General features: G+C 72.1%; 20 protein-coding genes and 1 tRNA gene. 6 read left to right on the top strand and 15 right to left on the bottom strand.

Annotation, left to right across the window (positions count from 1 at the left end; genetic code table 11):
• The first annotated feature begins 42 nt into the window (after positions 1-42).
• The 3 genes from hpaD (at position 43) to M1L56_RS03880 (ending at position 1,953) form a co-directional block, all read left to right on the top strand.
• Positions 43-1,203, top strand: a complete 1,161-nt coding sequence (gene hpaD / locus M1L56_RS03890) for a 3,4-dihydroxyphenylacetate 2,3-dioxygenase (RefSeq protein WP_248598248.1) — start codon at positions 43-45, stop codon at positions 1,201-1,203.
• A gap of 215 nt (positions 1,204-1,418) precedes the next feature.
• A complete protein-coding gene (locus M1L56_RS03885) occupies positions 1,419-1,670 on the top strand; it encodes a hypothetical protein (RefSeq protein ID WP_248598247.1) in 252 nt (83 codons plus the stop codon).
• Between the two features lie 118 nt (positions 1,671-1,788).
• Positions 1,789-1,953, top strand: a complete 165-nt coding sequence (locus M1L56_RS03880) for a hypothetical protein (protein ID WP_197466990.1) — start codon at positions 1,789-1,791, stop codon at positions 1,951-1,953.
• Between the two features lie 58 nt (positions 1,954-2,011).
• Here M1L56_RS03880 and M1L56_RS03875 read toward each other — a convergent pair whose 3' ends face one another.
• From M1L56_RS03875 to M1L56_RS03850, 6 genes are all read right to left on the bottom strand, one after another.
• A complete protein-coding gene (locus M1L56_RS03875; RefSeq protein WP_067947916.1) occupies positions 2,012-2,539 on the bottom strand; it encodes a MarR family winged helix-turn-helix transcriptional regulator in 528 nt (175 codons plus the stop codon).
• A gap of 25 nt (positions 2,540-2,564) precedes the next feature.
• Positions 2,565-3,344, bottom strand: coding sequence for an alpha/beta fold hydrolase (locus tag M1L56_RS03870; protein ID WP_248598246.1), 780 nt, complete (start codon positions 3,342-3,344; stop codon positions 2,565-2,567).
• Positions 3,341-3,955: an isochorismatase family protein gene (locus tag M1L56_RS03865; protein ID WP_248598245.1), complete on the bottom strand. Its 615-nt coding sequence runs from the start codon at positions 3,953-3,955 to the stop codon at positions 3,341-3,343. The genes M1L56_RS03870 and M1L56_RS03865 overlap by 4 nt, the downstream gene beginning before the upstream one ends.
• A gap of 144 nt (positions 3,956-4,099) precedes the next feature.
• Positions 4,100-5,596 carry a D-alanyl-D-alanine carboxypeptidase/D-alanyl-D-alanine-endopeptidase gene (locus M1L56_RS03860; RefSeq protein WP_374255846.1) on the bottom strand — a complete coding sequence of 499 codons (1,497 nt, stop codon included), beginning with the start codon at positions 5,594-5,596 and terminating at the stop codon, positions 4,100-4,102.
• Positions 5,597-5,657: 61 nt separating this feature from the next.
• Complete coding sequence (locus tag M1L56_RS03855; RefSeq protein ID WP_248598243.1) at positions 5,658-6,785, bottom strand: M20/M25/M40 family metallo-hydrolase; 1,128 nt, start codon at positions 6,783-6,785, stop codon at positions 5,658-5,660.
• 31 nt (positions 6,786-6,816) lie between these two features.
• On the bottom strand, positions 6,817-7,806 hold the full coding sequence (locus M1L56_RS03850) for a Gfo/Idh/MocA family protein (protein ID WP_248598242.1): 990 nt from the start codon (positions 7,804-7,806) through the stop codon (positions 6,817-6,819).
• A 150-nt stretch (positions 7,807-7,956) separates the two neighbouring features.
• On the opposite strand from M1L56_RS03850, the gene M1L56_RS03845 reads away from it, so the two are divergent.
• The gene (locus tag M1L56_RS03845; RefSeq protein ID WP_248598241.1) at positions 7,957-8,859 is read left to right on the top strand and encodes an SGNH/GDSL hydrolase family protein; all 903 of its coding nucleotides are present in this window, start codon (positions 7,957-7,959) and stop codon (positions 8,857-8,859) included.
• Positions 8,860-8,960: 101 nt separating this feature from the next.
• On the top strand, positions 8,961-9,293 hold the full coding sequence (locus M1L56_RS03840) for a hypothetical protein (RefSeq protein ID WP_248598240.1): 333 nt from the start codon (positions 8,961-8,963) through the stop codon (positions 9,291-9,293).
• Between the two features lie 106 nt (positions 9,294-9,399).
• On the opposite strand, the gene M1L56_RS03835 is transcribed toward M1L56_RS03840, so the two are convergent.
• The 5 genes from M1L56_RS03835 to topA form a co-directional block, all read right to left on the bottom strand.
• Positions 9,400-9,475: transfer RNA gene (locus tag M1L56_RS03835), tRNA-Thr, on the bottom strand.
• Between the two features lie 102 nt (positions 9,476-9,577).
• Positions 9,578-11,104 (bottom strand): alpha/beta hydrolase, encoded by a 1,527-nt coding sequence (locus tag M1L56_RS03830; protein ID WP_248598239.1) that lies wholly within the window; start codon positions 11,102-11,104, stop codon positions 9,578-9,580.
• Entirely contained in the window at positions 11,101-12,276 is a 1,176-nt protein-coding gene (locus tag M1L56_RS03825; RefSeq protein WP_248598238.1) for a DNA polymerase III subunit delta', read from the bottom strand. The genes M1L56_RS03830 and M1L56_RS03825 overlap by 4 nt, the downstream gene beginning before the upstream one ends.
• A gap of 37 nt (positions 12,277-12,313) precedes the next feature.
• Positions 12,314-12,934, bottom strand: coding sequence for a dTMP kinase (gene tmk / locus M1L56_RS03820; protein ID WP_248598237.1), 621 nt, complete (start codon positions 12,932-12,934; stop codon positions 12,314-12,316).
• Positions 12,931-15,708, bottom strand: a complete 2,778-nt coding sequence (topA, locus tag M1L56_RS03815; RefSeq protein WP_248598236.1) for a type I DNA topoisomerase — start codon at positions 15,706-15,708, stop codon at positions 12,931-12,933. Before topA ends, tmk begins: the two co-directional genes overlap by 4 nt.
• Before the next feature lie 197 nt (positions 15,709-15,905).
• On the opposite strand from topA, the gene M1L56_RS03810 reads away from it, so the two are divergent.
• The gene (locus M1L56_RS03810) at positions 15,906-16,139 is read left to right on the top strand and encodes a hypothetical protein (RefSeq protein ID WP_248598235.1); all 234 of its coding nucleotides are present in this window, start codon (positions 15,906-15,908) and stop codon (positions 16,137-16,139) included.
• Between the two features lie 52 nt (positions 16,140-16,191).
• Here M1L56_RS03810 and prpB read toward each other — a convergent pair whose 3' ends face one another.
• The 4 genes from prpB to M1L56_RS03790 form a co-directional block, all read right to left on the bottom strand.
• A complete protein-coding gene (prpB, locus tag M1L56_RS03805) occupies positions 16,192-17,091 on the bottom strand; it encodes a methylisocitrate lyase (RefSeq protein WP_248598234.1) in 900 nt (299 codons plus the stop codon).
• 8 nt (positions 17,092-17,099) lie between these two features.
• Positions 17,100-18,638, bottom strand: coding sequence for an MmgE/PrpD family protein (locus M1L56_RS03800; RefSeq protein WP_248598233.1), 1,539 nt, complete (start codon positions 18,636-18,638; stop codon positions 17,100-17,102).
• Between the two features lie 37 nt (positions 18,639-18,675).
• Positions 18,676-19,338, bottom strand: coding sequence for a GntR family transcriptional regulator (locus tag M1L56_RS03795; protein WP_248598232.1), 663 nt, complete (start codon positions 19,336-19,338; stop codon positions 18,676-18,678).
• 122 nt (positions 19,339-19,460) lie between these two features.
• Positions 19,461-19,905: Rv3654c family TadE-like protein (locus M1L56_RS03790; RefSeq protein ID WP_248598231.1), on the bottom strand; the 445-nt coding region annotated here is incomplete at its 5' end.

Raw genomic sequence — 19,905 nt, 5'->3', positions numbered from 1 at the left:
GCATCCGTCCACCACCGTTGAATCGCAAGCAAGGACGCTGACATGACCGACCGCGACGACAAGACGCTGACCTCCTCGGGCTTCTACGTGAGCCAGGAGGCTCCGATCCACACTGACGACCCGATTCCGACCCCGTCGGTGCCGGCGCCGGACATCCTGCGCTGCGCGTACATGGAACTCGTGGTCACCGACCTCGAGGCCAGCCGACGGTTCTACGTCGACGTGCTCGACCTCGTCGTCACCGAGGAGACCGAGGACACGGTCTACCTCCGCTCGCTCGAGGAGTTCATCCACCACAACCTGGTGCTCCGCAAGGGTCCGGTCGCCGCGGTGGCCGCGTTCTCGTACCGCGTGCGCACGCCCGAGGACCTCGACCGGGCCGTCGCGTTCTACACGGAGCTCGGCTGCCGGGTCGAGCGCCGGGCGGAGGGGTTCACCAAGGGGATCGGCGACTCGGTGCGCGTCGAGGACCCGCTCGGGTTCCCGTACGAGTTCTTCCACGACGTCGAGCACGTCGAGCGCCTCGCCTGGCGCTACGACCTCTACACCCCGGGTGCGCTCGTGCGCCTGGACCACTTCAACCAGGTCACGCCCGACGTGCCCCGCGCCGTGGCGTTCATGCAGGACCTCGGCTTCCGCGTGACCGAGGACATCCAGGACGAGGAGGGCACGGTGTACGCGGCGTGGATGCGGCGCAAGCCGACCGTGCACGACACCGCCATGACCGGTGGCGACGGCCCGCGCATGCACCACGTCGCGTTCTCCACGCACGAGAAGCACAACATCCTCGCGATCTGCGACAAGCTCGGGGCCCTGCGGATGTCGGACCGGATCGAGCGCGGCCCCGGACGCCACGGCGTCTCGAACGCGTTCTACCTCTACCTGCGCGACCCCGACGGGCACCGCGTCGAGATCTACACGCAGGACTACTACACGGGCGACCCCGACAACCCCGTGGTCACCTGGGACGTGCACGACAACCAGCGCCGCGACTGGTGGGGCAACCCGGTCGTGCCGAGCTGGTACACCGAGGCCTCGCTCGTGCTCGACCTCGACGGCAACCCGAAGGAGGTCGTCGCGCGGACCGACGCCAGCGAGATGGCGGTGACGATCGGCGCCGACGGCTTCTCGTACACGCGCCAGGACGACGCGTCGATGCCCGAGTGGAAGCAGGGTGAGTACAAGCTCGGCAACCAGCTGTGACGCCCGGAAGGGCGCAGGCACGCTGATTTCCGAAGCGTACCGTATTCCGACGCACCCCGAAATGGCTAGACGATCTAACTACATGTGTGGTCTCGTTGTTCTGTGATCGCGGACAAGGGAACGACCGCACTGCGGGCGATCACGCATGGGGGGATGACCCCGGGGGGCCGCGGCCCCCCGGGTCTCCACAGCGCCGTCGGCTACAGTGAGCAGCAATGGACAGCACGGACGGCGTGATCGGCATCGCCGGAGGCCGCGAACTCATCGACTTCGAGCAATTGCTCGAGCGCATGGTCGCCCGCTTCCCGCTCCTGTCGCGAGCCGAGATCCATTCGGCGGCGATCATCGAGCACGATGCGATCACGGGCGGCGCCCTCTACGCCGTCCCCGCCGAACTCGAAGAGGGACTCATCGAGGCCCTCGAGTCGAGTTCCGGTGCCGCCGAGGAACCCACGACTGCAGCCTGAGGTCCGGCTCTCCGCCGACCTGCCGACGCGACCGGGCGCGACGCGATCACCTCGCGACCGCCCGCTCCCCCAGAGCGCCGCGACCACGCGGCGTCATCGCCGACAGAAAGGCTCGACCATGAACATCCTGCTCATCATCATCGCGATCATCGCGGTCATCCTGCTGTTCACCGGCGGATTCGTGCAGTCCCTGAACTTCCTGCTCTGGGTCGGCATCGTGCTGCTCGTGCTGGCGGTCATCGTCTGGCTCGTGCGGATGCTCACCGGGAACCGGAGCGTCTGAGCGCTCCATCAGTCATGCCTGCGGGCCGTCGCGATGTCGCGGCGGCCCGCACGCCTGTCTAGGCGACCGGCTGCTCGTGCGCGTCGACATCCGCCAGTTCGACGGCCTCGATCATGCCGGAGAGGAACCGGGCGACGGCGACCAGTTCCTGCGGCTCGAGCGCATCGGCGACGTCGATCATGGCCCGGTGCATGCGCCCCAGGGTCTTGCGCACCTCGGCGTCGCTGTCGGTCGTGCTGACGACGACGAGCGAGCGGCGGTCGGTCGGATGCGGCCGCCGCGCGAGGTGGCCGCTGCGCTCGAGCCGATCGATGAGGACGGTGGTCGAGGCGGTGGAGATCCCGAGCTGCTTGGCGAGCATGCCCGGGGTGAGTACGCTGCCCTCGCGCTCGGCACGGAACACGTAGCGTAACGCGAGCAGGTCGGTCTCACCCATGCCCATCGAATCGCGCGTGCGTCGCCGCATCTCCTGGTCGGCTGCCCGATAGCGCCGCAGCAGGTTGAGCACGTCGACGCTGCCGATGCGCGTGGCGTCGGGTTCGTACCAGTAGCCGCTCGAATCGAAGCCGGTGGAAGAACTGGACACCCTGACACCATAGTTCGATAGGGCGTCAGGAGAGGAACGCAACGGCCGCGTCCTTGAACGCGCGAGCCGTGAGCGTCGACACGTGATCGCGTCCGGGGACGGTCACGAGGTCGCTCCCCCAGTCGAGCGCGAGCTGCTGCACGCCCACCGGCACCGGGTCGTTCTCGCCCGCCACGAACAGCACCGGGATGCCGCCGGGGATGGCGAGCGGCGCACCGGCCACGCCCTCGGTGCACGCGAGCAGCGCCTCCCGGTCGGCGCCCGCGCGGAGCGCGGGTCCGAGCACCTGCGCGATGACGGGATTGCGCGGCGGCACGCCGTCGAGCACGTAGGCGCGCACCTCGTCGAGGTCCCATGTCGCGAACAGCTCGGACGGTCCCGCGCCGCCGACGACGACCCTCCGCACCCGGTCCGGCGCGAGTTCGCACAGCGCCGACACCACGCGATTGCCCATCGAGTACGCCACGACGTCGACGACGCCGACCCCGGCGGAGTCGAGCACCGCGACGAGGTCGGCACCGAGCCGGTCGGGTGCGTACGAGTCCGCGTCGGCCGGCTTGTCGCTCTCGCCGTGACCTCGCAGGTCGGTCGTGATCACGGCGCGGCCGGCATCGCGGAGCGCGGCCACCCAGCCGGTGCCCTCCCACGTGACGACCGAATCGGAGGCGAACCCGTGCACGAGCAGCACCGGCAGCGGCGCGGCATCCGCTCGCACGTCGCCGTGCACGCGGTAGGCGACGAGCACCCCATCGGGTGCCTCGGCGTGCAGGACGGGCATCGACCCGCTCGTACGGTCGAGGTTCACGCGCCCGCCGCCTCGTCGGTTCCGGATGCCGCGACCGAGTCGACGATCGCCGCACCGGCGTGGCCGAGCTCGGCGAGCGCCGCATCCGACGTCTCGGCCGCGACGCCCGCGACGAGGTCGCGGATCACGCGGACGTGCTGGCCGTGCTCGAGCGCGTCGAGGGCCGACGCGCGCACGCAGTAGTCGGTCGCGATGCCCACGACGTCGACGTCGGTGACGCCGTGGCGGGTGAGCACCTCGGTGATCGATGCGCCCGCGTCATCCGTGCCCTCGAAGATCGAGTACGCGGGCACGCCCTGGCCCTTGCGGATGTGCACGTCGACCTGCGACGCGTCGAGGGCGGGGTGGTACTCGGCTCCGGGCGTGCCCGCCATGCAGTGCTGCGGCCACGTCGTGACGAAGTCGGGTGCGGCATCCGTGGCGAAGTGTCCGCCGTTGTCGTTGTCGGGGTCGTGCCAGTCGCGCGACGCCACGACCACGGCGTAGTCGTCGCGATGCTCGGCGAGGTACTCGGTGATGCCCGCGGCCACCGCGGCACCCCCCTCGACGCCGAGCGCGCCGCCCTCGGTGAAGTCGTTCTGCACGTCGATGATGAACAGGGCCCGACTCATGACCGGCTCCTTCGCTCCTCGGGTCTCGCGACGATCCGCCGCTGGTTCCATTCTGTCGGGTCGGCGGATGCCGCGCCCGGGCCGTCCGTCACACGCATGCCGCGCCCGGCGGGCGTACGTCGCGCCGGTGGCGCCGCCCGTCGGTCAGTCGTCCGCGAGCTCGTCGCCGCAGCGGTAGAAGCCGGTCGCCAGGGTGTCGATGGCCTGCTTCGCCGCGGCGGTCACGTCGCCGAGCGCGTAGACGGCGAAGGTGAGGGTCGTGCCGTCCTGCGCCCGGATGATGCCCGACAGCGTGTACCCGGTCGTGATCCAGCCCGTCTTGGCCAGCACGGCACCGTGCGCGACCGCGTTGTCGCCCGCGAACCGGTCGGCGTACGACAGCGACCCCTTCTGGCCGGCGACGGGCAGACCGTCGAGGATGACGCCGAGGTTCCCCTCGCGTGCGTCGACCTTCGCGAAGAGCCGCGTGAGGTAGGCGGGCGGCACGGCGTTGTCGGGCGAGAGCCCCGACCCGTCGATGACGCGGATGCCGCCGCGCGCGATGCCGTACCCGGTGAGCGCCTGCCGGACCGCGGGGTCGATCGCGGCGAAGTCCGTGCCCGTGCCGAGCTCGATCGCGACGAGGCGCGCGAGCATCTCGGCGACCGTGTTGTCGGAGACGATGAGGGACTTGTCGATGAGCTGCGCGACCGTGGGCGACCAGACGCGGCCGAGCTCGGCCGCCCCGGCCGGCGCGGTGCCCCGCTCGATCGCGCCCACGCCGCCCAGCGCGGCGGCGAACGCCTCGCCCGCTCGCGCCACGGGGTCGGTGCCGCGCGAGGAGATGTTCGCGTAGGGGTCCGCGCGGTCGCCGTCCACCATCAGTGCGGTGATATGCGGCATGAACCCGAGTTCGCGCTCGGCGGGATCCCAGCTCGCGTGCCACGTCTCGCCGCTGAACAGCGAGCTGTCGAGCACGAGCTTCGTGAGGGGCGGATTCGACGGATCGGCCTCCCACGCGGCTCGGACCTGCCGGGCGAGGTCGTCGAGGTGCGCGGCACCCGGGTAGACGGTCTCGTCGCCGCTGGGCGTCCGCGAGAGCGTGACATCGCCGCCGCCGACGAGGACCACCGATCCGGGCTCCGCCCCGCGGACCACGCGCGTCGCGAACCGGTCGTCGGGCGAGAACACGGCCAGCGCGGCGGCGGCCGTGACGACCTTCATGACGCTCGCCGTCCGCGACGCGGTGAGGCCGCCGCGGTCGTAGAGCACCTCGCCGGTGGCGGCGTTCATGACCTGAGCCTGCAGGTTCGCGAGCCTGGGGTCCGCGGCGAAGCCGGCCACCGAACAGGTCCGCACTCGTTCCGGCGGTGCACTGGTCGGGGGTGCGGCCACGGGTGTCGGGGTCGGTGTGGGCGTCGGGCGCTCGGTCGGGGTGGGCGACGGCACCGCGGCGGTGGGCTCGCCGTCGAGCGCCGCTCCGAGGGCGACCGCGCCCCCACCCGCGAGCACCGCGGCGACGATCCCGGCGGCGACGGCGACGGTGCGGTGGCGGGCGATCAGGGCACGGATGCCGCGTGGTGCGGCGTCCGCGGGGGCCGGCGAAGCGGCCGGCTCCCCGCCCGGCGCCGCGTCATCCGTCTGATCGTTCACCCGCGGCATTGTACGGACCCGGCCCGGACGGGGCCCGGGAGCCCCCGCGCGCGGAACGGCCGGCGCAGGATCAGCGCGGTGCGCAGAACCCGTCGACGACGGTCCGCAGGACGGCGACGAGCGTGCGAAGCGAATCGGCCGCGACCCACTCCTCGTCGGCGTGCGCGCCGCCGCCGGCCGGGCCCACCAGCACGACCGGGATGCCCCGCTCGGCGATCAGGCCCGCGTCGGTCCACCACGGATCGCCACGGCGCACGGCCGGGGCCCCGGTGGCGCGCTCGACCGCGTCGAGGACGACCCGCGCGATCGGCGCGCCGGGGTCGGCCTCCATGGCGGGTCTCGCGACGAGCGGGACGATCCGTGCTGGGCGCGACGGGGCGAGCACTCGGGCGAGTTCGGCTGCCGGATCGGGCTCGCCCGGCAGCGTACGCCGCTCCACCACGAGCACGCAGCGGTCCGCGACCGTCGCGGCATCCGTCCCGCCCTCGATCGTCGCCACGCGCGCGCTGCCGGTGCCGAGCAGCGGATGCCGCGGCCGGGCCGCGAGCTCGGCCCCGAACCCGCGCAGGGCCACCATCCCGTCGAGCGCCCGGTCGATCGCGTCGACGCCGAGCTCGGGCTGCGACCCGTGCGCCGCCGACCCCTCGTACTCGACGCGGTACCAGGCGAACCCGCGATGGGCGAGCGTCACCTCGAGGTCGGTGGGCTCGAGCACGACCGCGCCGTGCGGGCGCGCCGCGTCGAGTTCGGCGAGCAGCTCCTCCATGCCGGCGGAGCCGAACTCCTCGTCGGCCGCGAAGGCGAGCACCACGTCACCGGCGACGTCGGCGCCCGCGGCGGCGACCATCGCCGCGGCCAGGCCGCCGGCCATGTCGTACGCCCCGCGGCCCACGACGCGATCGCCGTCGGGCGCGGCATCCGCTCGACGACCGCCGTCACCCGAACCGCCCACGGTGTCGAGGTGGCCGGCCAGCAGCAGCGTGCGCCCGCCGCCGGCCCCCCGTCGTCGGGCCAGCACGCTGGGGCGGGCGGGGTCGGCGCCGACCAGGCGGACGTCGAAGCCGCGGTCGCCCAGCCAGTGGCCGATCGCCTCCGCGATCTCCCGCTCGCCCGCACCGCCGTCGACGAGCGCCGGATTGACGGCGTCGATCGCCACCAGTGCTCGCGTCAGCTCGACGACGTCGTCGGTGCGGATCACGGGACGGTCCCTCACCCGGTGCCTCGCCGGCTCAGTCCTCGTTCGGGTAGCGGAGCCCGATCTCCGCGCGGATGCGGTCCAGCGTGCCCATGATCGCGACCGATTCCTCCGTCGACAGCACGTCGCCGCCGTCGAGGCGCCCCTCGGCGACGAGCCGCTCGACCGCGGCCGCCTGGAAGTGCATGCCGCGCCCGTTCACATCGGCCCGGAACTCCTCCAGCACCTGCCCGTCGTGCGCGACCACGCGGAAGCTCGTCGCGGAGTACCAGACCGGATCGATATCGATGCGCGCCTCCGTCCCGAGCACCGTGGCCGCATTCGGTCCGCGCACGTCGCTCGCCGAGAACGTGGAGGCGATACGGCCGTCCTCGTACCCGAGCTGCACCGCGATCTGCACGTCGGCGCCCGTCGAGCGGAAGACCGCCGTCGACTGGATGCTGGTCGGATCGCCGAAGAGGTCCCACGCGAACGACACCGGGTAGATGCCGAGGTCGAGGAGCGCGCCGCCGCCCAGCTCGAGCGCGTTCAGCCGGTGGGCCGGATCGTCGGGCAGCTTCTGCGTGTGGTCCGCGATCAGCGTGCGCACGTCGCCGAGCGTGCCGGCCGCGACGATCTCGCGGATGCGCGTCATGTGCGGCAGGTAGCGGGTCCACATCGCCTCGAGCGCGAGCACGCCCCGCTCGCGGGCGGCATCCGCCACCACCCGCGCCTCGGCCTGGTTGAGCGTGAAGGGCTTCTCGATGAGCACGTGCTTGCCGGCCTCGATGGCCAGCAGCGCGGTCGCCGCATGCCACGGATGCGGCGTGGCGATGTAGATCACGTCGACATCCGGGTCGGTCACGAGCTCCTCGTAGCTGCCGTAGGCGGCCGGGATCCCGCGCTCGGCCGCGAAGGCCTCCGCGTTCGCGAGGGTCCGGGATCCCGCCGCGCGCACGTCGAAGCCGTTGCGGAGCAGGTCGTCGGTGAAGGCGCGGGCGATGCCGCCCGGCGCGAGGATGCCCCAGCGCAGTCCGTCAGTCATGCGCGCCAGCCTAGCGGCGCCCGCGCCCCGCGACGGACGAGCGCTCGCGGCCAGGTCTGGCACCCGTTCGGGGAAGTGCGGCCGGGCGAGGGCGGCGGTACGGTTCGCTCAACTTCGCGGCTCGGAGCCTGCGAACCGATGGGAGCGATCATGTCCGCCACCGTCTCGGCGTCGCCGTCGCGCGGTCGACGCGCGGCCCTCGTCCTCGCCATCCTGCTCGCCGCGCTCGCACTCTTCCTGGGCTCGAGCCTCGCCGGCCCGGCCGATACGGCGTGGGCGGCGGTCGCGACGGGCAAGCCCGACAAGCCCGGGAAGCCGGGCGGCGGAGGAGGCGGCGGCGGGACGACCGAGCTGGAGTACGCCGCCATCGGCGACTCGTTCGCGGCCGGCACCGGCGCGCGCAGCTACCTCGACACGAGCTGCTACCGCAGCGCCAACTCGTACCCGAAGCTGCTCGACGCCGACGCCAACCTCAGGCTCGTGGCGTTCCCCGCGTGCTCGGGCGCCTCGACCGTCGAGGTGATCTCGCAGCAGGTGCCCGCCATCCCGTCGACCGCCCGCGTCGTGACGGTGACCGTCGGCGGCAACGACGTCGGGTTCGCCGACGTGATGCAGAACTGCTTCGTGCTCGTGACGAGCTCGTGCCCGACCGTCATCGCGAACGGCTCCACCATCGCCGCATCCTCCGGATTCGCGACGTCGATCCGCAACGTCGTCGCCGCGGCCAAGGCGAAGGCGCCCGGTGCGAAGGTCATCGTCACGGGGTACCCGCTGCTGTTCCACCTCAACTCGTCCGGCGTCAACGCCAAGTACGCCTGGGCGGACGAGGTGAACGTCGAGACCGTGAAGCTCAACGACGTGATCGAGACCAACGCCGTCGCGGCGGGAGCGGTGTTCGTCGACGCCGAGGGCCCGTTCGCCGGACACGGCATCGGCAGCAGCAGCCCGTGGATCAACGACTGGAACTGGCTGCGCCCGAAGGACGGCTTCCACCCGAACGCCACCGGGTACGCCGCGTACGCGGCCGCGCTGCGGCTCGTGCCCGTTCCCTGACCCGCCCGCCCTCGCCGGATCGGATCGGACCGGACCGGACCGGACCGACGGACGCAAGCCCCTCCCCGGGCCGGTGCGCGACGCCTACCGTTGGGCCCATCATGCACGTGACCTTCGCGGACAAGGGCCTGCTCGTCGGCGACCGGGTCGCCGACCTCCTCGTTGAGTACTGCGCCGTCCTCGCGCGCCATGGCGACGCCGACACCGTCCAGCTCAACGCCTACGGCACCGACGGACAGAAGGTCGTGGCGAAGTTCGCGTTGAGCGAGGGGGCCGCCCTGCTCGCGGAGTCGACCGAGACCGACCTCCCCGATCCCGACAACGAGGAGGCCGAGCGATACCTGCTGGCGAGGATCGACCGCCGCACCTCGCCTCCGCCGGCGCGACCGGCGCACCACACGGGCGCTGCCGTGTACGACGAGCTCGGGCTGTGATCGCGGCCGGGTCCGCGTCGTACCGGCCCGGAGACGACGGAAGGCCCGGAGACGACGGAAGGCCCGACGACGACGAAAGGCCCGGACATCGTCCGGGCCTTCGCGGTGGAGCCGCCTGTGGGAATCGAACCCACGACCTATTCATTACGAGTGAATCGCTCTGCCGACTGAGCTAAGGCGGCGTGGCCTCCGTTGCACTCGGCACCGGACGGCACGAGAGACCATGTTAGCGGATCACGAGCGTGCTCATGACCACCGGCCGTGCTCCCCCATGGGCGAGCCGATCAGCACTCCGGATCGGCTTCGGGTACCCGGCCGTCGAGCAGGTAGGCCTCCACGGTGGTGTCGATGCACGCGTTCGACTTGCGGTACGCCGTGTGGCCCTCGCCGTCGTAGCTGACGAGCACGCCGCTGTCGAGCTGGTCGGCGAGCGCCACGGCCCACTCGTACGGCGTGGCGGGGTCGCCGGTGGTGCCGACCACGAGGATCGGGGCGGCGCCCTCGGCCGTGATCGCCGCGCGCTCGGACCGGCTCTGCACGGGCCAGACGGCGCAGCCGATGTCGCCGAACCCGAAGTAGGGCCCGATGATCGGCGCCGCCTCGGCCAGCTCGGCGGCTGACTCCCGCATCTCGGCGGGGTCGGCGTCGTAGGTGTAGTCGAGGCAGTTGATGGCCCGGAACGCCTCGGTCGAGTTGTCGAGGTACGTGCCGTCGGTGTCGCGGCCGTAGTACAGGTCGGCGAACGCCAGCGCCGTGTCGGCTTCGCCGAGCATGACCGACTCGAACATGTCGCTCAGGTACGACCACGACTCCGCACTGTAGAGCGGGAAGATGATCGCCGTGACGAGGGAGTCGGCGCCCAGGAATCGGCCGTCGCTGCCCCGGAGCGGGCTCCGCTCGACGGACGCGAGCAGCCGCGCGACCTCGTCGGCCGCCTCGTCGACGGTGCCCGTGAACGGGCACTCCGAACCGGAGAGGCAGTCGGCGAGGTAGGCGCGCAGGGCCTGCTCGAAGCCGATCGCCTGGGCCTGCGTGACCTCGTGGTTGCTGGCGGACGGGTCGATCGCGCCGTCGAGCACGAGTCGCCCGACCCGCTCGGGGTAGAGCCCGGCGTAGGTCGCGCCGAGGAACGTGCCGTAGGAGTACCCGAGGTAGTGCAGTTGGTCGTCGCCGAGCACCGCCCGCAGCAGGTCGAGGTCGCGCGCGGCGCTCACGGTGTCGACGTTGCCGAGCAGTTCGCCGGTGCCCTCGGCGCACGCCGCGCCGAACTCCTGCGAGGCGGCGCCGACCTCGGCGATCCACGCGTCGGTGCCGCGCTCCGACTCGGGGATGCCGTAGAGGAACTCGTCCATCTGCGCATCGTCGAAGCAGGTCACGGCCGTGGACCGCCCGACACCGCGCGGGTCGAAGCCGACGACGTCGTAGCGTTCCTGGACCCGCTTGCCGACGGCGAAGTCGATCGAGTCGGCGATGAAGTCGTACCCCGATCCGCCCGGGCCGCCCGGGTTGACCAGCAGCGAGCCGATCGGGTCGCCGCCGCGGGCGGTCTGCCGGACCAGGGCCAGTTCGGTCTCGCCGGCGCCGGGGTCGCTCCAGTCGAGCGGGGCGGTGGCGGTCGCGCACTGGAACTCGCCGCAGCGCTCCCACTCGAGCACCTGCGAGTAGAACGGCTCGAGCTCGGCATCGACGGACTCGCCGGTCGGCTCGGACCGCTCCGGCTCGGGCTGCAGGAAGCCGGGCACGGTGCACCCGGTGAGGGCGAGCAGGCCCGCCGCGAGCAGTCCGGCGATCGTCACGCGCGTGCGGCTCATGGGCGGGCCGCCCGTGCCGGTTCGGGGCGTCGGATCGCCGAGACGAGCATCGCCTCGAGGGCGAGCGCGGGCTGGACGTTGGCGTCGATGCGGATGCGAGCCTCCTGGATGGCGTCGAGCGTGGCGAGGGTCCGGGCCGGCGTGGCGGATGCCGCGGCGCGGGCGACCTCGTCGGCGATCTCGAGGTTGACGAGCTCGACGCTCGCGCCGAGCTGGGTGACGAGGATGTCGCGGAACAGCGACGCGAGGTCGACGAGGATGCGGTCGATGCCGTCGCGGAGGGTGCGCGTCGCCCGGCGCTTCTGGTCCTCCTCGAGCGCACGCAGTTGCGCCCGGAGCGCGGCCGGCACCGCCTGGCCGGGTGCGACGCCGAGCGACCGCAGCGTGTGCTCGCGCTCCTCGGCGTCGCGGAGCTCGGCGATCGCCTTCGCGTCGTCGCCGGCGATCTCGAGCAGTCGCGCCGCGGTGATGACGGCACCCGGCGTGGAGCGCACCTGCAGCGCGAGGCGGAGGGTCTCGGCGCGGCGGTCGCGCGCCTCGGCGCTCGTGGCGAGCCGGTGCGCCATGCCGATGTGGCTCTGCGCCTCGCGCGCGGCCCGCTCGGCGAGCGCGGGGTCGACGCCGTCGCGGCGCACGAGCAGGTCGGCGACATCCGCCACGCTCGGCACCTGCAGGCGAACCGACCGCACGCGCGAGCGGATGGTGGGGATGAGGTCGGCTTCGCTCGGCGCGCACAGGATCCAGACGGTGCGCTCCGGCGGCTCCTCGAGTTCCTTCAACAGCACGTTCGAGGTCTGCTCGGTCATCCGGTCGGCGTCTTCGACGACGATCACCCGGTGATGGCCGACAGATGGCGCGTAGTGCGAGCGCTCGACGATCTTGCGCACGTCGGCGACCTTGATGATCACGCCCTCGGTCGCGAGGACGTGGAGGTCGGGATGGCTGCGCGCCTCGACCTGGATGCCCGTCGCGCGGTCGCCGTCGGGCTCACCCGACAGGAGCGCCTCGGCGAAGGCGTAGGCGAGGTTGGACCGACCGGATCCGGGAGGGCCGGTGATGAGCCACGAGTGCGTCATGTCGGCCGAGCTGCGGGAGTCGCGGGCGGCGACCGCGGCGGCGCGCAGCAGCTCGATGGCGGCATCCTGGCCGGTCAGGTCACTCCACACGGTCACGATCCAACGCTACCCTCGACCACCCACGCCGCGCCGGTCACCCCAGCCCCTCGACCAGCTTCCGGATGTCGGCGGCGATCACCTCGACCGGCCGCGAGGCGTCGAGGACCGCGATCCGCGCGGGATCGGCTTCCGCGATCTCGAGGTAGGCGGCCCGGACCCGGTCGTGGAAGGCGGCCGCCTCCGCCTCGAGCCGGTCGTACCGGGTGCGGGCGGTGTCGAGGCGCTCGCGCGCCGCGCGGGGCGTCAGGTCGAGCAGCAGGGTGAGGTCGGGCATGAGGCCCTCGGTCGCCCAGTCGGACAGGCCGCGGATCTCACGGGAGTCGAGCACGCGGCCGGCGCCCTGGTACGCCACCGACGAATCCACGTAGCGGTCCTGGATGACGACCTCGCCCCGCTCGAGCGCGGGCCGTACGACGGTCGCCACGTGATGCGCGCGGTCGGCTGCGTAGAGCAGCGCCTCGGCGCGGGGCGCGATGTCGCCGCGGTGGTGCAGGACGATCTCGCGCACGTCCACGCCGACGTCGGTGCCCCCGGGCTCGCGCGTGCGCAGGGTGGTGCGGCCCTGTTCGACGAGCCACCGCTCGAGCAGCTCGGCCTGCGTCGTCTTGCCCGAGCCGTCACCGCCCTCGAGCGTGATGAAGAGCCCTCGGGTCACGACGTCGACTTCTTGGCGCGCGACGTCGTCGAGCGCTTCGCGGCGGGCTTCGCCGTGGACTTCTTGGCGCGCGACGGGGCGGGACCCTTGTCTCGCTTGATCTGCAGCAGCTCGACGGCGCGTTCGAAGGTGATGTCCTCGACGGACTCCGCCCGCGGGATCGTCGCGTTCGTGGTGCCGTCGGTGACGTACGGGCCGAAGCGGCCGTCCTTCACCTTGATCGGCTTGCCGCTCACCGGGTCCTCGGGGAACTCCTTGAGGGCGCTCGACGCACGGCGCGCGCCGTACTTGGGCTGTGCCAGCAGCTCGAGCGCTCCGGGCAGGTCGATCTCGAAGATGGCGTCCTCGCTCGGCAGGGTGCGCGTCTCGGATCCCTTCTTCAGGTAGGGGCCGTAGCGACCGTTCTGCGCGGTGATCTCGTCACCGGACTCGGGGTCGGCACCGACCACGCGGGGCAGGTCGAGGAGCTTCAGCGCGGTCGCGAGGTCGACCTCCTCGACCTGCATGCTCTTGAAGAGCGAGGCCGTGCGCGGCTTGACCGCCGCCGCCTTCTTCGCCCCCCGCTTCGGCTTGGCCTCGACGACCTCCCCGGTCGCCGGGTCGACGGATGCCTCGGCCTGCTCCGGCTCGGGCTCGACCTCGGTCACGTAGGGCCCGAACCGGCCGTCCTTGACGACGACCTGCTTGCCGTTCTCGGGGTTCACGCCGAGCACGCGGTCGCCTTGGACCGGCGCGTCGATGAGCTCCTGCGCCTTCTCGGCGGTGAGCTCGTCCGGTGCGAGGTCCTCCGGGAGGTTGACGCGGCGCGGCGGCGCGTCGGGGCCGGCGTCGGCGTCGACGGTCTCGAGGTAGGGCCCGTACTTGCCGATGCGGAGCGTCACGCCGGGCGCGATCTCCACGGAGTTGATCTCGCGCGCGTCGATCTCGCCGAGGTTGTCGACGACCTGGCGGAGCCCGCGGTGCCGGTCGCTGCCGAAGTAGAACTCGTTCAGCCAGTCGACCCGGTCGGCCTCGCCCGACGCGATGCGGTCGAGGTCGTCCTCCATCTCGGCGGTGAAGTCGTACTCGACGAGATCGCCGAAGTGCTCCTCCAGCAGGCGGACGACCGAGAACGCGACCCAGCTCGGCACGAGGGCCTGGCCGCGCTGGGTGACGTACCCGCGGTCGAGGATCGTCGAGATGATCGACGCGAAGGTCGACGGGCGGCCGATGCCGAGCTCCTCGAGCCGCTTCACGAGGCTCGCCTCCGTGTAGCGGGGCGGCGGGCTGGTCTCGTGGCCCTTCGCCTCGAGCTCGGCGAGGCCCACCGACTGGCCCTCCTTCAGCGGGGGCAGCTTGGCCTCGCCGGGCGTCTCGTCGGCGTTGCGCTCCTCGTCGCGGCTCTCCTCGTACGCGGCGAGGAACCCGCGGAAGGTGATGACCGTGCCGCTCGCGGTGAACTCGGCGGTCGTGCCGCCGATGCGCGTCGTCGCCTCGGCCGGCGCCGCGGCATCCGCCTGGGTCGGCCCCACCTCGATGGTCACCGTCGCGGTCTGCCCCTTGGCGTCGGCCATCTGCGATGCGACGGTGCGCTTCCAGATCAGGTCGTACAGCTTGAACTCGCTGCCGCGCAGGACCCCCTGCAGCTCGGACGGCGTGCGGAAGACCTCGCCCGACGGGCGGATGGCCTCGTGCGCCTCCTGCGCGTTCTTCGACTTACCCGCGTAGACGCGGGGCTTGTCGGGAATGCTGTCGGCGCCGTAGAGCTTGGTCGCCTGGGTTCGCGCCGCCTGGACGGCCTGCTGCGAGAGCGACACCGAGTCGGTGCGCATATAGGTGATGTACCCGTTCTCGTACAGCGACTGCGCCACCCGCATGGTGTCGCGGGCCGAGAGCCGGAGCTTGCGCGCCGATTCCTGCTGCAGCGTCGAGGTGGTGAACGGTGCGGCCGGGCGGCGCGAGTAGGGCTTCGACTCGACCTTGGCGACGCGGCGCGCGACCGTGTCGTCGCGCAGCGCCTCGGCGAGCGCGTGCGCCGTCGGCTCGTCGAGCACGACCGCGGAGCCCTTGAGCCGGCCGAGGTCGTCGAAGTCGCGGCCCGTGGCCACGCGCTCGCCGCCGACGCGCACGAGCTTCGCCTCGAATCCGGCGTCGTCGCTCGTGAACCGACCGATCAGGTCCCAGTAGCCCGCGGCGACGAAGGCGAGCCGCTCGCGCTCGCGGTCGACGACGAGGCGGGTGGCCGCGGACTGCACGCGACCCGCGGAGAGCCCGGGACCGACCTTCCGCCACAGCACCGGCGAGACCTCGTAGCCGTAGAGCCGGTCGAGGATGCGGCGGGTCTCCTGCGCGTCGACGAGCGACGTGTCGAGCTCGCGCGTGTGGTCCTTGGCCTTCTGGATGGCGTCCTTCGTGATCTCGTGGAACACCATGCGGCGCACGGGCACCTTCGGCTTGAGCTCCTGCAGGAGGTGCCACGCGATGGCCTCGCCCTCGCGGTCCTCATCAGTGGCGAGCAGGAGTTCGTCGGCGTCCTTGAGCGCGCGCTTGAGCTCGGCGACCGTCTTCTTCTTCGAGTCCGAGACGACGTAGTACGGCTCGAAGCCGTTCTCGACGTCGACCGAGAACTTGCCGAGCGAGCCCTTCTTGAGCTCCGGCGGGAGGTTCTTCGGCTCGACGAGGTCGCGGATGTGACCGACGGAGGACAGCACCTCGTAGCCCTCGCCCAGGTATTGGGCGATCGACTTCATCTTCGTCGGCGACTCCACGATCACGAGCTTCTTCGTGCCTGCCACCGGACTCCTCTTGCTTGAAATTCGAGAACGAGAAAACGCACAATGTCGCCGCGCCCCCGAGCGGTGTGCACTGGATCGGCGGTTGCCGCCGACAGCCACACCATACACATTCCGACCGTGAGCGCACCCACCGCCGGGGCCGCGACGCACGGGCCGTAGGGCCTTGCGCCTGTGCAGGACAGGAGGACAATGGCGGCATGGACACGTCATCCGGCACCTATACCGCGAAGCTGATCGACGGGCCCCTCGAGGGGAAGACGGTCTCCACCGGCTTCCTCGACTCGGGCGATCCACGGCCGCGGCTCGAACTGCACGGGGACGGTGGCAAGCGGTACATCTACTCCCGCGGTGCGGGTCTGGAGTTCGACGCTCCGGACGACGATCGCCCCACGGCCGTGGAGTACCGCTTCATCGAGACCGTCTTCGATTGATCCCGCGGGCCGGGGCGGCGCGCTCGTCACCAGCCGCCCCGGCTCCCGGTCGTCAGCGGGCGACCGAGAAGTTGAAGATCGAGGTGTCGAACCGGTTGTAGCCCTCGTAGTCGATGAGGTCGTACAGGTCGGCCCGGTGCTGCATCTCCGGCAGCAGGCGGGTGAGGGCACCGGCATCCGTCAACTCGTCGAGCGCACGGGCCGTCGCGCCCATCGCGATGCGCAGCATCGAGACCGGCCAGATGACGAGGTTCATGCCGACGTCGGCGAGCTGCTGCACGGTGAACAGATCGCTCTTGCCGAACTCGGTCATGTTCGCCAGCAGCGGCACGTCGACGGCCGCGCGGATGGCGGCGAACTCCTCCAGCGAGGCCATCGCCTCGGGGAAGATGGCGTCGGCGCCCGCGTCGACGAGTCGCCTGGCGCGATCGACGGCGGCGTCGAGGCCGTCGACCGCCCGGATGTCGGTGCGGGCCATGATGAGGAAGTTCGGGTCGCGGCGCGCGTCGACGGCGGCACGGATGCGCTGTAGCGCAGTGTGCTCGTCGACGACCTGCTTGCCGTCGAGGTGGCCGCAGCGCTTCGGGTTGACCTGGTCCTCGATGTGGAGGCCGGCGAGTCCCGCGTCCTCCATCTCCTGGACGGTGCGGGCGACGTTCATGGGCTCGCCGAAGCCCGTGTCGGCGTCGACGATGGCGGGCAGTTCCGTCATCCGCGCGATCTGCTTCGCGCGGCCGGCGACCTCGGTGAGCGTCGTCAGCCCGATGTCGGGCAGCCCGAGGTCGGCCGACAGGACAGCCCCCGAGATGTAGACCCCCTCGAAGCCCTTCCGCTCGATGAGCCGGGCGGAGAGCGGGTTGAACGCGCCGGGGAAGCGGAGCAGTTCGCCGCCGGCGAGGCGCTCGCGGAAGGCGGCGCGCTTGTCGGCGGGCGTGGTCTGGGCGTACAGCATGGGTCCTCCTAGAAGAGGCCGCGCGGGCTCTCGACGTGCGCGAGCACGCCGGGCGCGGCGACGATGGTCAGTCGGCCGAGCTCGTCCGGTCCGAGTTCGGGCAGTCGCTGGGCGAGGTCGAGGAAGCGGTCGATCTCGGTGGGCTCGAGCACGTCGGCGGCGAGGGTGCGGAACTTCTGCACGTACTGCTCGCGCTCGAACGGTCGGGCGCCGAGCGGGTGGGCGTCGGCCACCGCGATCTCGTCGGTGATCGTCTCGCCGTCGTCGAGCGTGATGACGACGCGACCGCCGAACGCCTTCTCGGCAGTGTCGAGCGAGTAATAGCGCCGGGTCCACTCCGGGTCCTCGACCGTGGTGACCTTGCGCCAGAGCTCGACGGTGTCGGGGCGACCGGCGCGGTCGGGAGCGTAGGAGTCGGCATGGTGCCAGGCGCCGTCCTGCAGCGCGACCGTGAAGATGTACGGGATCGAGTGGTCGAGCGTCTCGCGGGAGGCGGCGGGGTCGTACTTCTGCGGGTCGTTCGCACCCGAGCCGATCACGTAGTGCGTGTGGTGCGAGGTGTGGATGACGACGCTCGTGATGCGCGACGGGTCGGCGACCAGGTCGGGGTGCGCGTGGTGCAGCTTCCGTGCGAGGTCGATCCACGCCTGCGCCTGGTACTCCGCCGAGTGCTCCTTGGTGTAGGTGTCGAGGATGGCGCGCTTGGCTTCGCCGCGCTCCGGGAGTGGCACCTCGTAGGCGGCGTCGGGCCCGTCGAGCAGCCAGGCGATCACGCCGTCCTCGCCCTCGTAGATCGGGGTGGGGCTGGTCTCGCCGCGCAGGGCCCGGTCCACCGCTTCGACCGCCATCTTGCCGGCGAAGGCCGGCGCGTGCGCCTTCCAGCTGGAGATCTCGCCCTTGCGCGACTGGCGGGTCGCGGTCGTCGTGTGGAGCGCCTGGCCGATCGCCTGGAAGATCGTCGGGACGTCGAGCCCGAGCAGCGTGCCGATGCCGGCCGCGGCCGCCGGACCGAGGTGGGCGACGTGGTCGATCTTGTGCTTGTGCAGGGAGACGGCCTTCACCAGGTCCACCTGGATCTCGTAGCCCGTTGCCAGGCCGCGGACGAGATCGCGTCCGGTGAGACCCCGGGACGCCGCGAGGTGCTGGGCGACGGCGACGATCGGCGGGATGTTGTCGCCCGGGTGCGAGTAGTCGGCGGCGAGGAAGGTGTCGTGGAAGTCGAGTTCGCGCACGGCGACGCCGTTGGCCCAGGCGGCCCACTCCGGGCTGGTACGGCGCGCGGCGTCCATGCCGAACACGGTCGCGCCGTCGCCGCCGATCGACACGGGGTGCGCGAGCGCCTGGCTGCGCGCCGATACGACCGGACGACGCGTGAGGGATGCCGCGGCGACGGCCGCGTTGTCGATCACGCGGTTCACGACCATCTCGGCCACGTCGTCGGTCACCTCGACCGGATCGGCCGCCACCTCGGCGACCTTCCAGGCGAGCTGGTCCGCTCGGGCGAGGTTCTCGTCGCTGCGGTGGACACGCACGTGATGGAGCTGCACGGTGGGCCTTTCTGGTCGGGGATGGGGGGCGGTCGGGTCAGGCGACGTCACTCGCGTCCGCCTCAGCCTCCGGAGCCGTGGCGAGCGCGTTCGCGAGGCTGCGGTGGAGGTGGACGTGGGTGGCGTGGGCTGCGAGCTCGGCGTCGCGCGCGAGGATCGCGTCGACGATGAGGAGGTGCTCGCGGGCTGCCTCGAGGAGGCGGTCGGGATTGTGCCGCGAGAGCCTTCGGATGCGCGCCGAGTGCAGCTGCACGCTGCGCAGGGCCGCCCCGAGGAAGCGGTTGGCGGCCGCCTGCTCGATCGCCGCGTCGAGGTCGTCGACGATCGCGAAGTACTCCGCCAGTCCCGACTCCCCCTCGGACAGGAGTCGCGGCGCGTCGAGCAGCCGGTCCCGGATGGCCCGGAACGGAGCCTCCTCGGCGCGCTTGGCCGCGAGGGCGGCCGCGCGCGATTCGAGCGCCTCACGGAGCTCGTAGAGGGCGGTGATGTCCTCCCGCGACACGGCAGTGACCACGGTCCCGCGACCGGATGCCACCACGAGGCCGTCGGCGGCGAGCTGTCGCAGCGCCTCGCGCACCGGCGTCCGGCTGACGCCGAGCCGTGTCGACTGCTCGACCTCCTGCAGCAGGCTTCCGGGCGGGACGGTTCCGTCGAGGATCTCCGACCGCAGGGTCCGGTACGCCCGGTCACTCGCTCGCATCCGACCCCCTTTCACCCGTTCGCCGCCTCATGTATACACGAGGCCCGCTTCGGCGGCAATGCATCCGCAACCTACCGCGACAGAACCACACGGCGTGTATACAACCGGCCAGTCGTGCTCGTTCATCCCTCCCACCCGGGAGGACCGGCGCGAGCCTCCGCCGTGACCTCGGCGAACGGGGCCGCGACCGCGACGGCGACGGATGCCGCAGGCCCCGCCAGTTCGCAGCGGACGAGCCGCGCGCCGTTCCGCTCCGCGGCGGCCCGCGCGATGCCGCACGGATCAGCCGGCACGACGCCGGACAGCGCATCCGCTGCGGCGAGTGCTGCGGCATCGGCCGCGTTCGCCGCGACCTGCGAGGCGACGAACCCGCCGAGGACCGCGATGAACGCGGCGGCGAGCGCCACGATCGCGCCGACGATGGCGAGCGCGAGCACCGACGCCGCACCGCGTTCCGACCCGAGCGGCCCCGACTCCCCCGCCCGCGCCCGGCCGGGGGCGGCGCCCCGGTGCCCCGCCGCGCACACCCGCCCCCCCGGGGGGCGCCCGCCGCGGCCGCGGCGCCGC

Origin of the sequence: Agromyces sp. C10 (assembly GCF_023217995.1) — a bacterium.
In the GTDB taxonomy this organism is placed as follows: domain Bacteria; phylum Actinomycetota; class Actinomycetes; order Actinomycetales; family Microbacteriaceae; genus Agromyces; species Agromyces indicus.
The sequence above is the reverse complement of the archived record's forward strand: the minus strand, read 5'-3'. Positions and strand labels throughout refer to the sequence as shown.

What these genes read in the sequence shown, in the direction of transcription:
- hpaD (WP_248598248.1), top strand. Translation starts at nt 43, where the DNA reads ATGACCGACCGCGACGACAAGACGCTGACCTCCTCGGGCTTCTACGTG.
- M1L56_RS03885 (WP_248598247.1), top strand. Translation starts at nt 1,419, where the DNA reads ATGGACAGCACGGACGGCGTGATCGGCATCGCCGGAGGCCGCGAACTC.
- M1L56_RS03880 (WP_197466990.1), top strand. Translation starts at nt 1,789, where the DNA reads ATGAACATCCTGCTCATCATCATCGCGATCATCGCGGTCATCCTGCTG.
- M1L56_RS03865 (WP_248598245.1), bottom strand. Translation starts at nt 3,955, where the DNA reads ATGAGTCGGGCCCTGTTCATCATCGACGTGCAGAACGACTTCACCGAG.
- M1L56_RS03860 (WP_374255846.1), bottom strand. Translation starts at nt 5,596, where the DNA reads ATGCCGCGGGTGAACGATCAGACGGATGACGCGGCGCCGGGCGGGGAG.
- M1L56_RS03850 (WP_248598242.1), bottom strand. Translation starts at nt 7,806, where the DNA reads ATGACTGACGGACTGCGCTGGGGCATCCTCGCGCCGGGCGGCATCGCC.
- M1L56_RS03845 (WP_248598241.1), top strand. Translation starts at nt 7,957, where the DNA reads ATGTCCGCCACCGTCTCGGCGTCGCCGTCGCGCGGTCGACGCGCGGCC.
- M1L56_RS03840 (WP_248598240.1), top strand. Translation starts at nt 8,961, where the DNA reads ATGCACGTGACCTTCGCGGACAAGGGCCTGCTCGTCGGCGACCGGGTC.
- M1L56_RS03830 (WP_248598239.1), bottom strand. Translation starts at nt 11,104, where the DNA reads ATGAGCCGCACGCGCGTGACGATCGCCGGACTGCTCGCGGCGGGCCTG.
- M1L56_RS03810 (WP_248598235.1), top strand. Translation starts at nt 15,906, where the DNA reads ATGGACACGTCATCCGGCACCTATACCGCGAAGCTGATCGACGGGCCC.
- prpB (WP_248598234.1), bottom strand. Translation starts at nt 17,091, where the DNA reads ATGCTGTACGCCCAGACCACGCCCGCCGACAAGCGCGCCGCCTTCCGC.
- M1L56_RS03795 (WP_248598232.1), bottom strand. Translation starts at nt 19,338, where the DNA reads ATGCGAGCGAGTGACCGGGCGTACCGGACCCTGCGGTCGGAGATCCTC.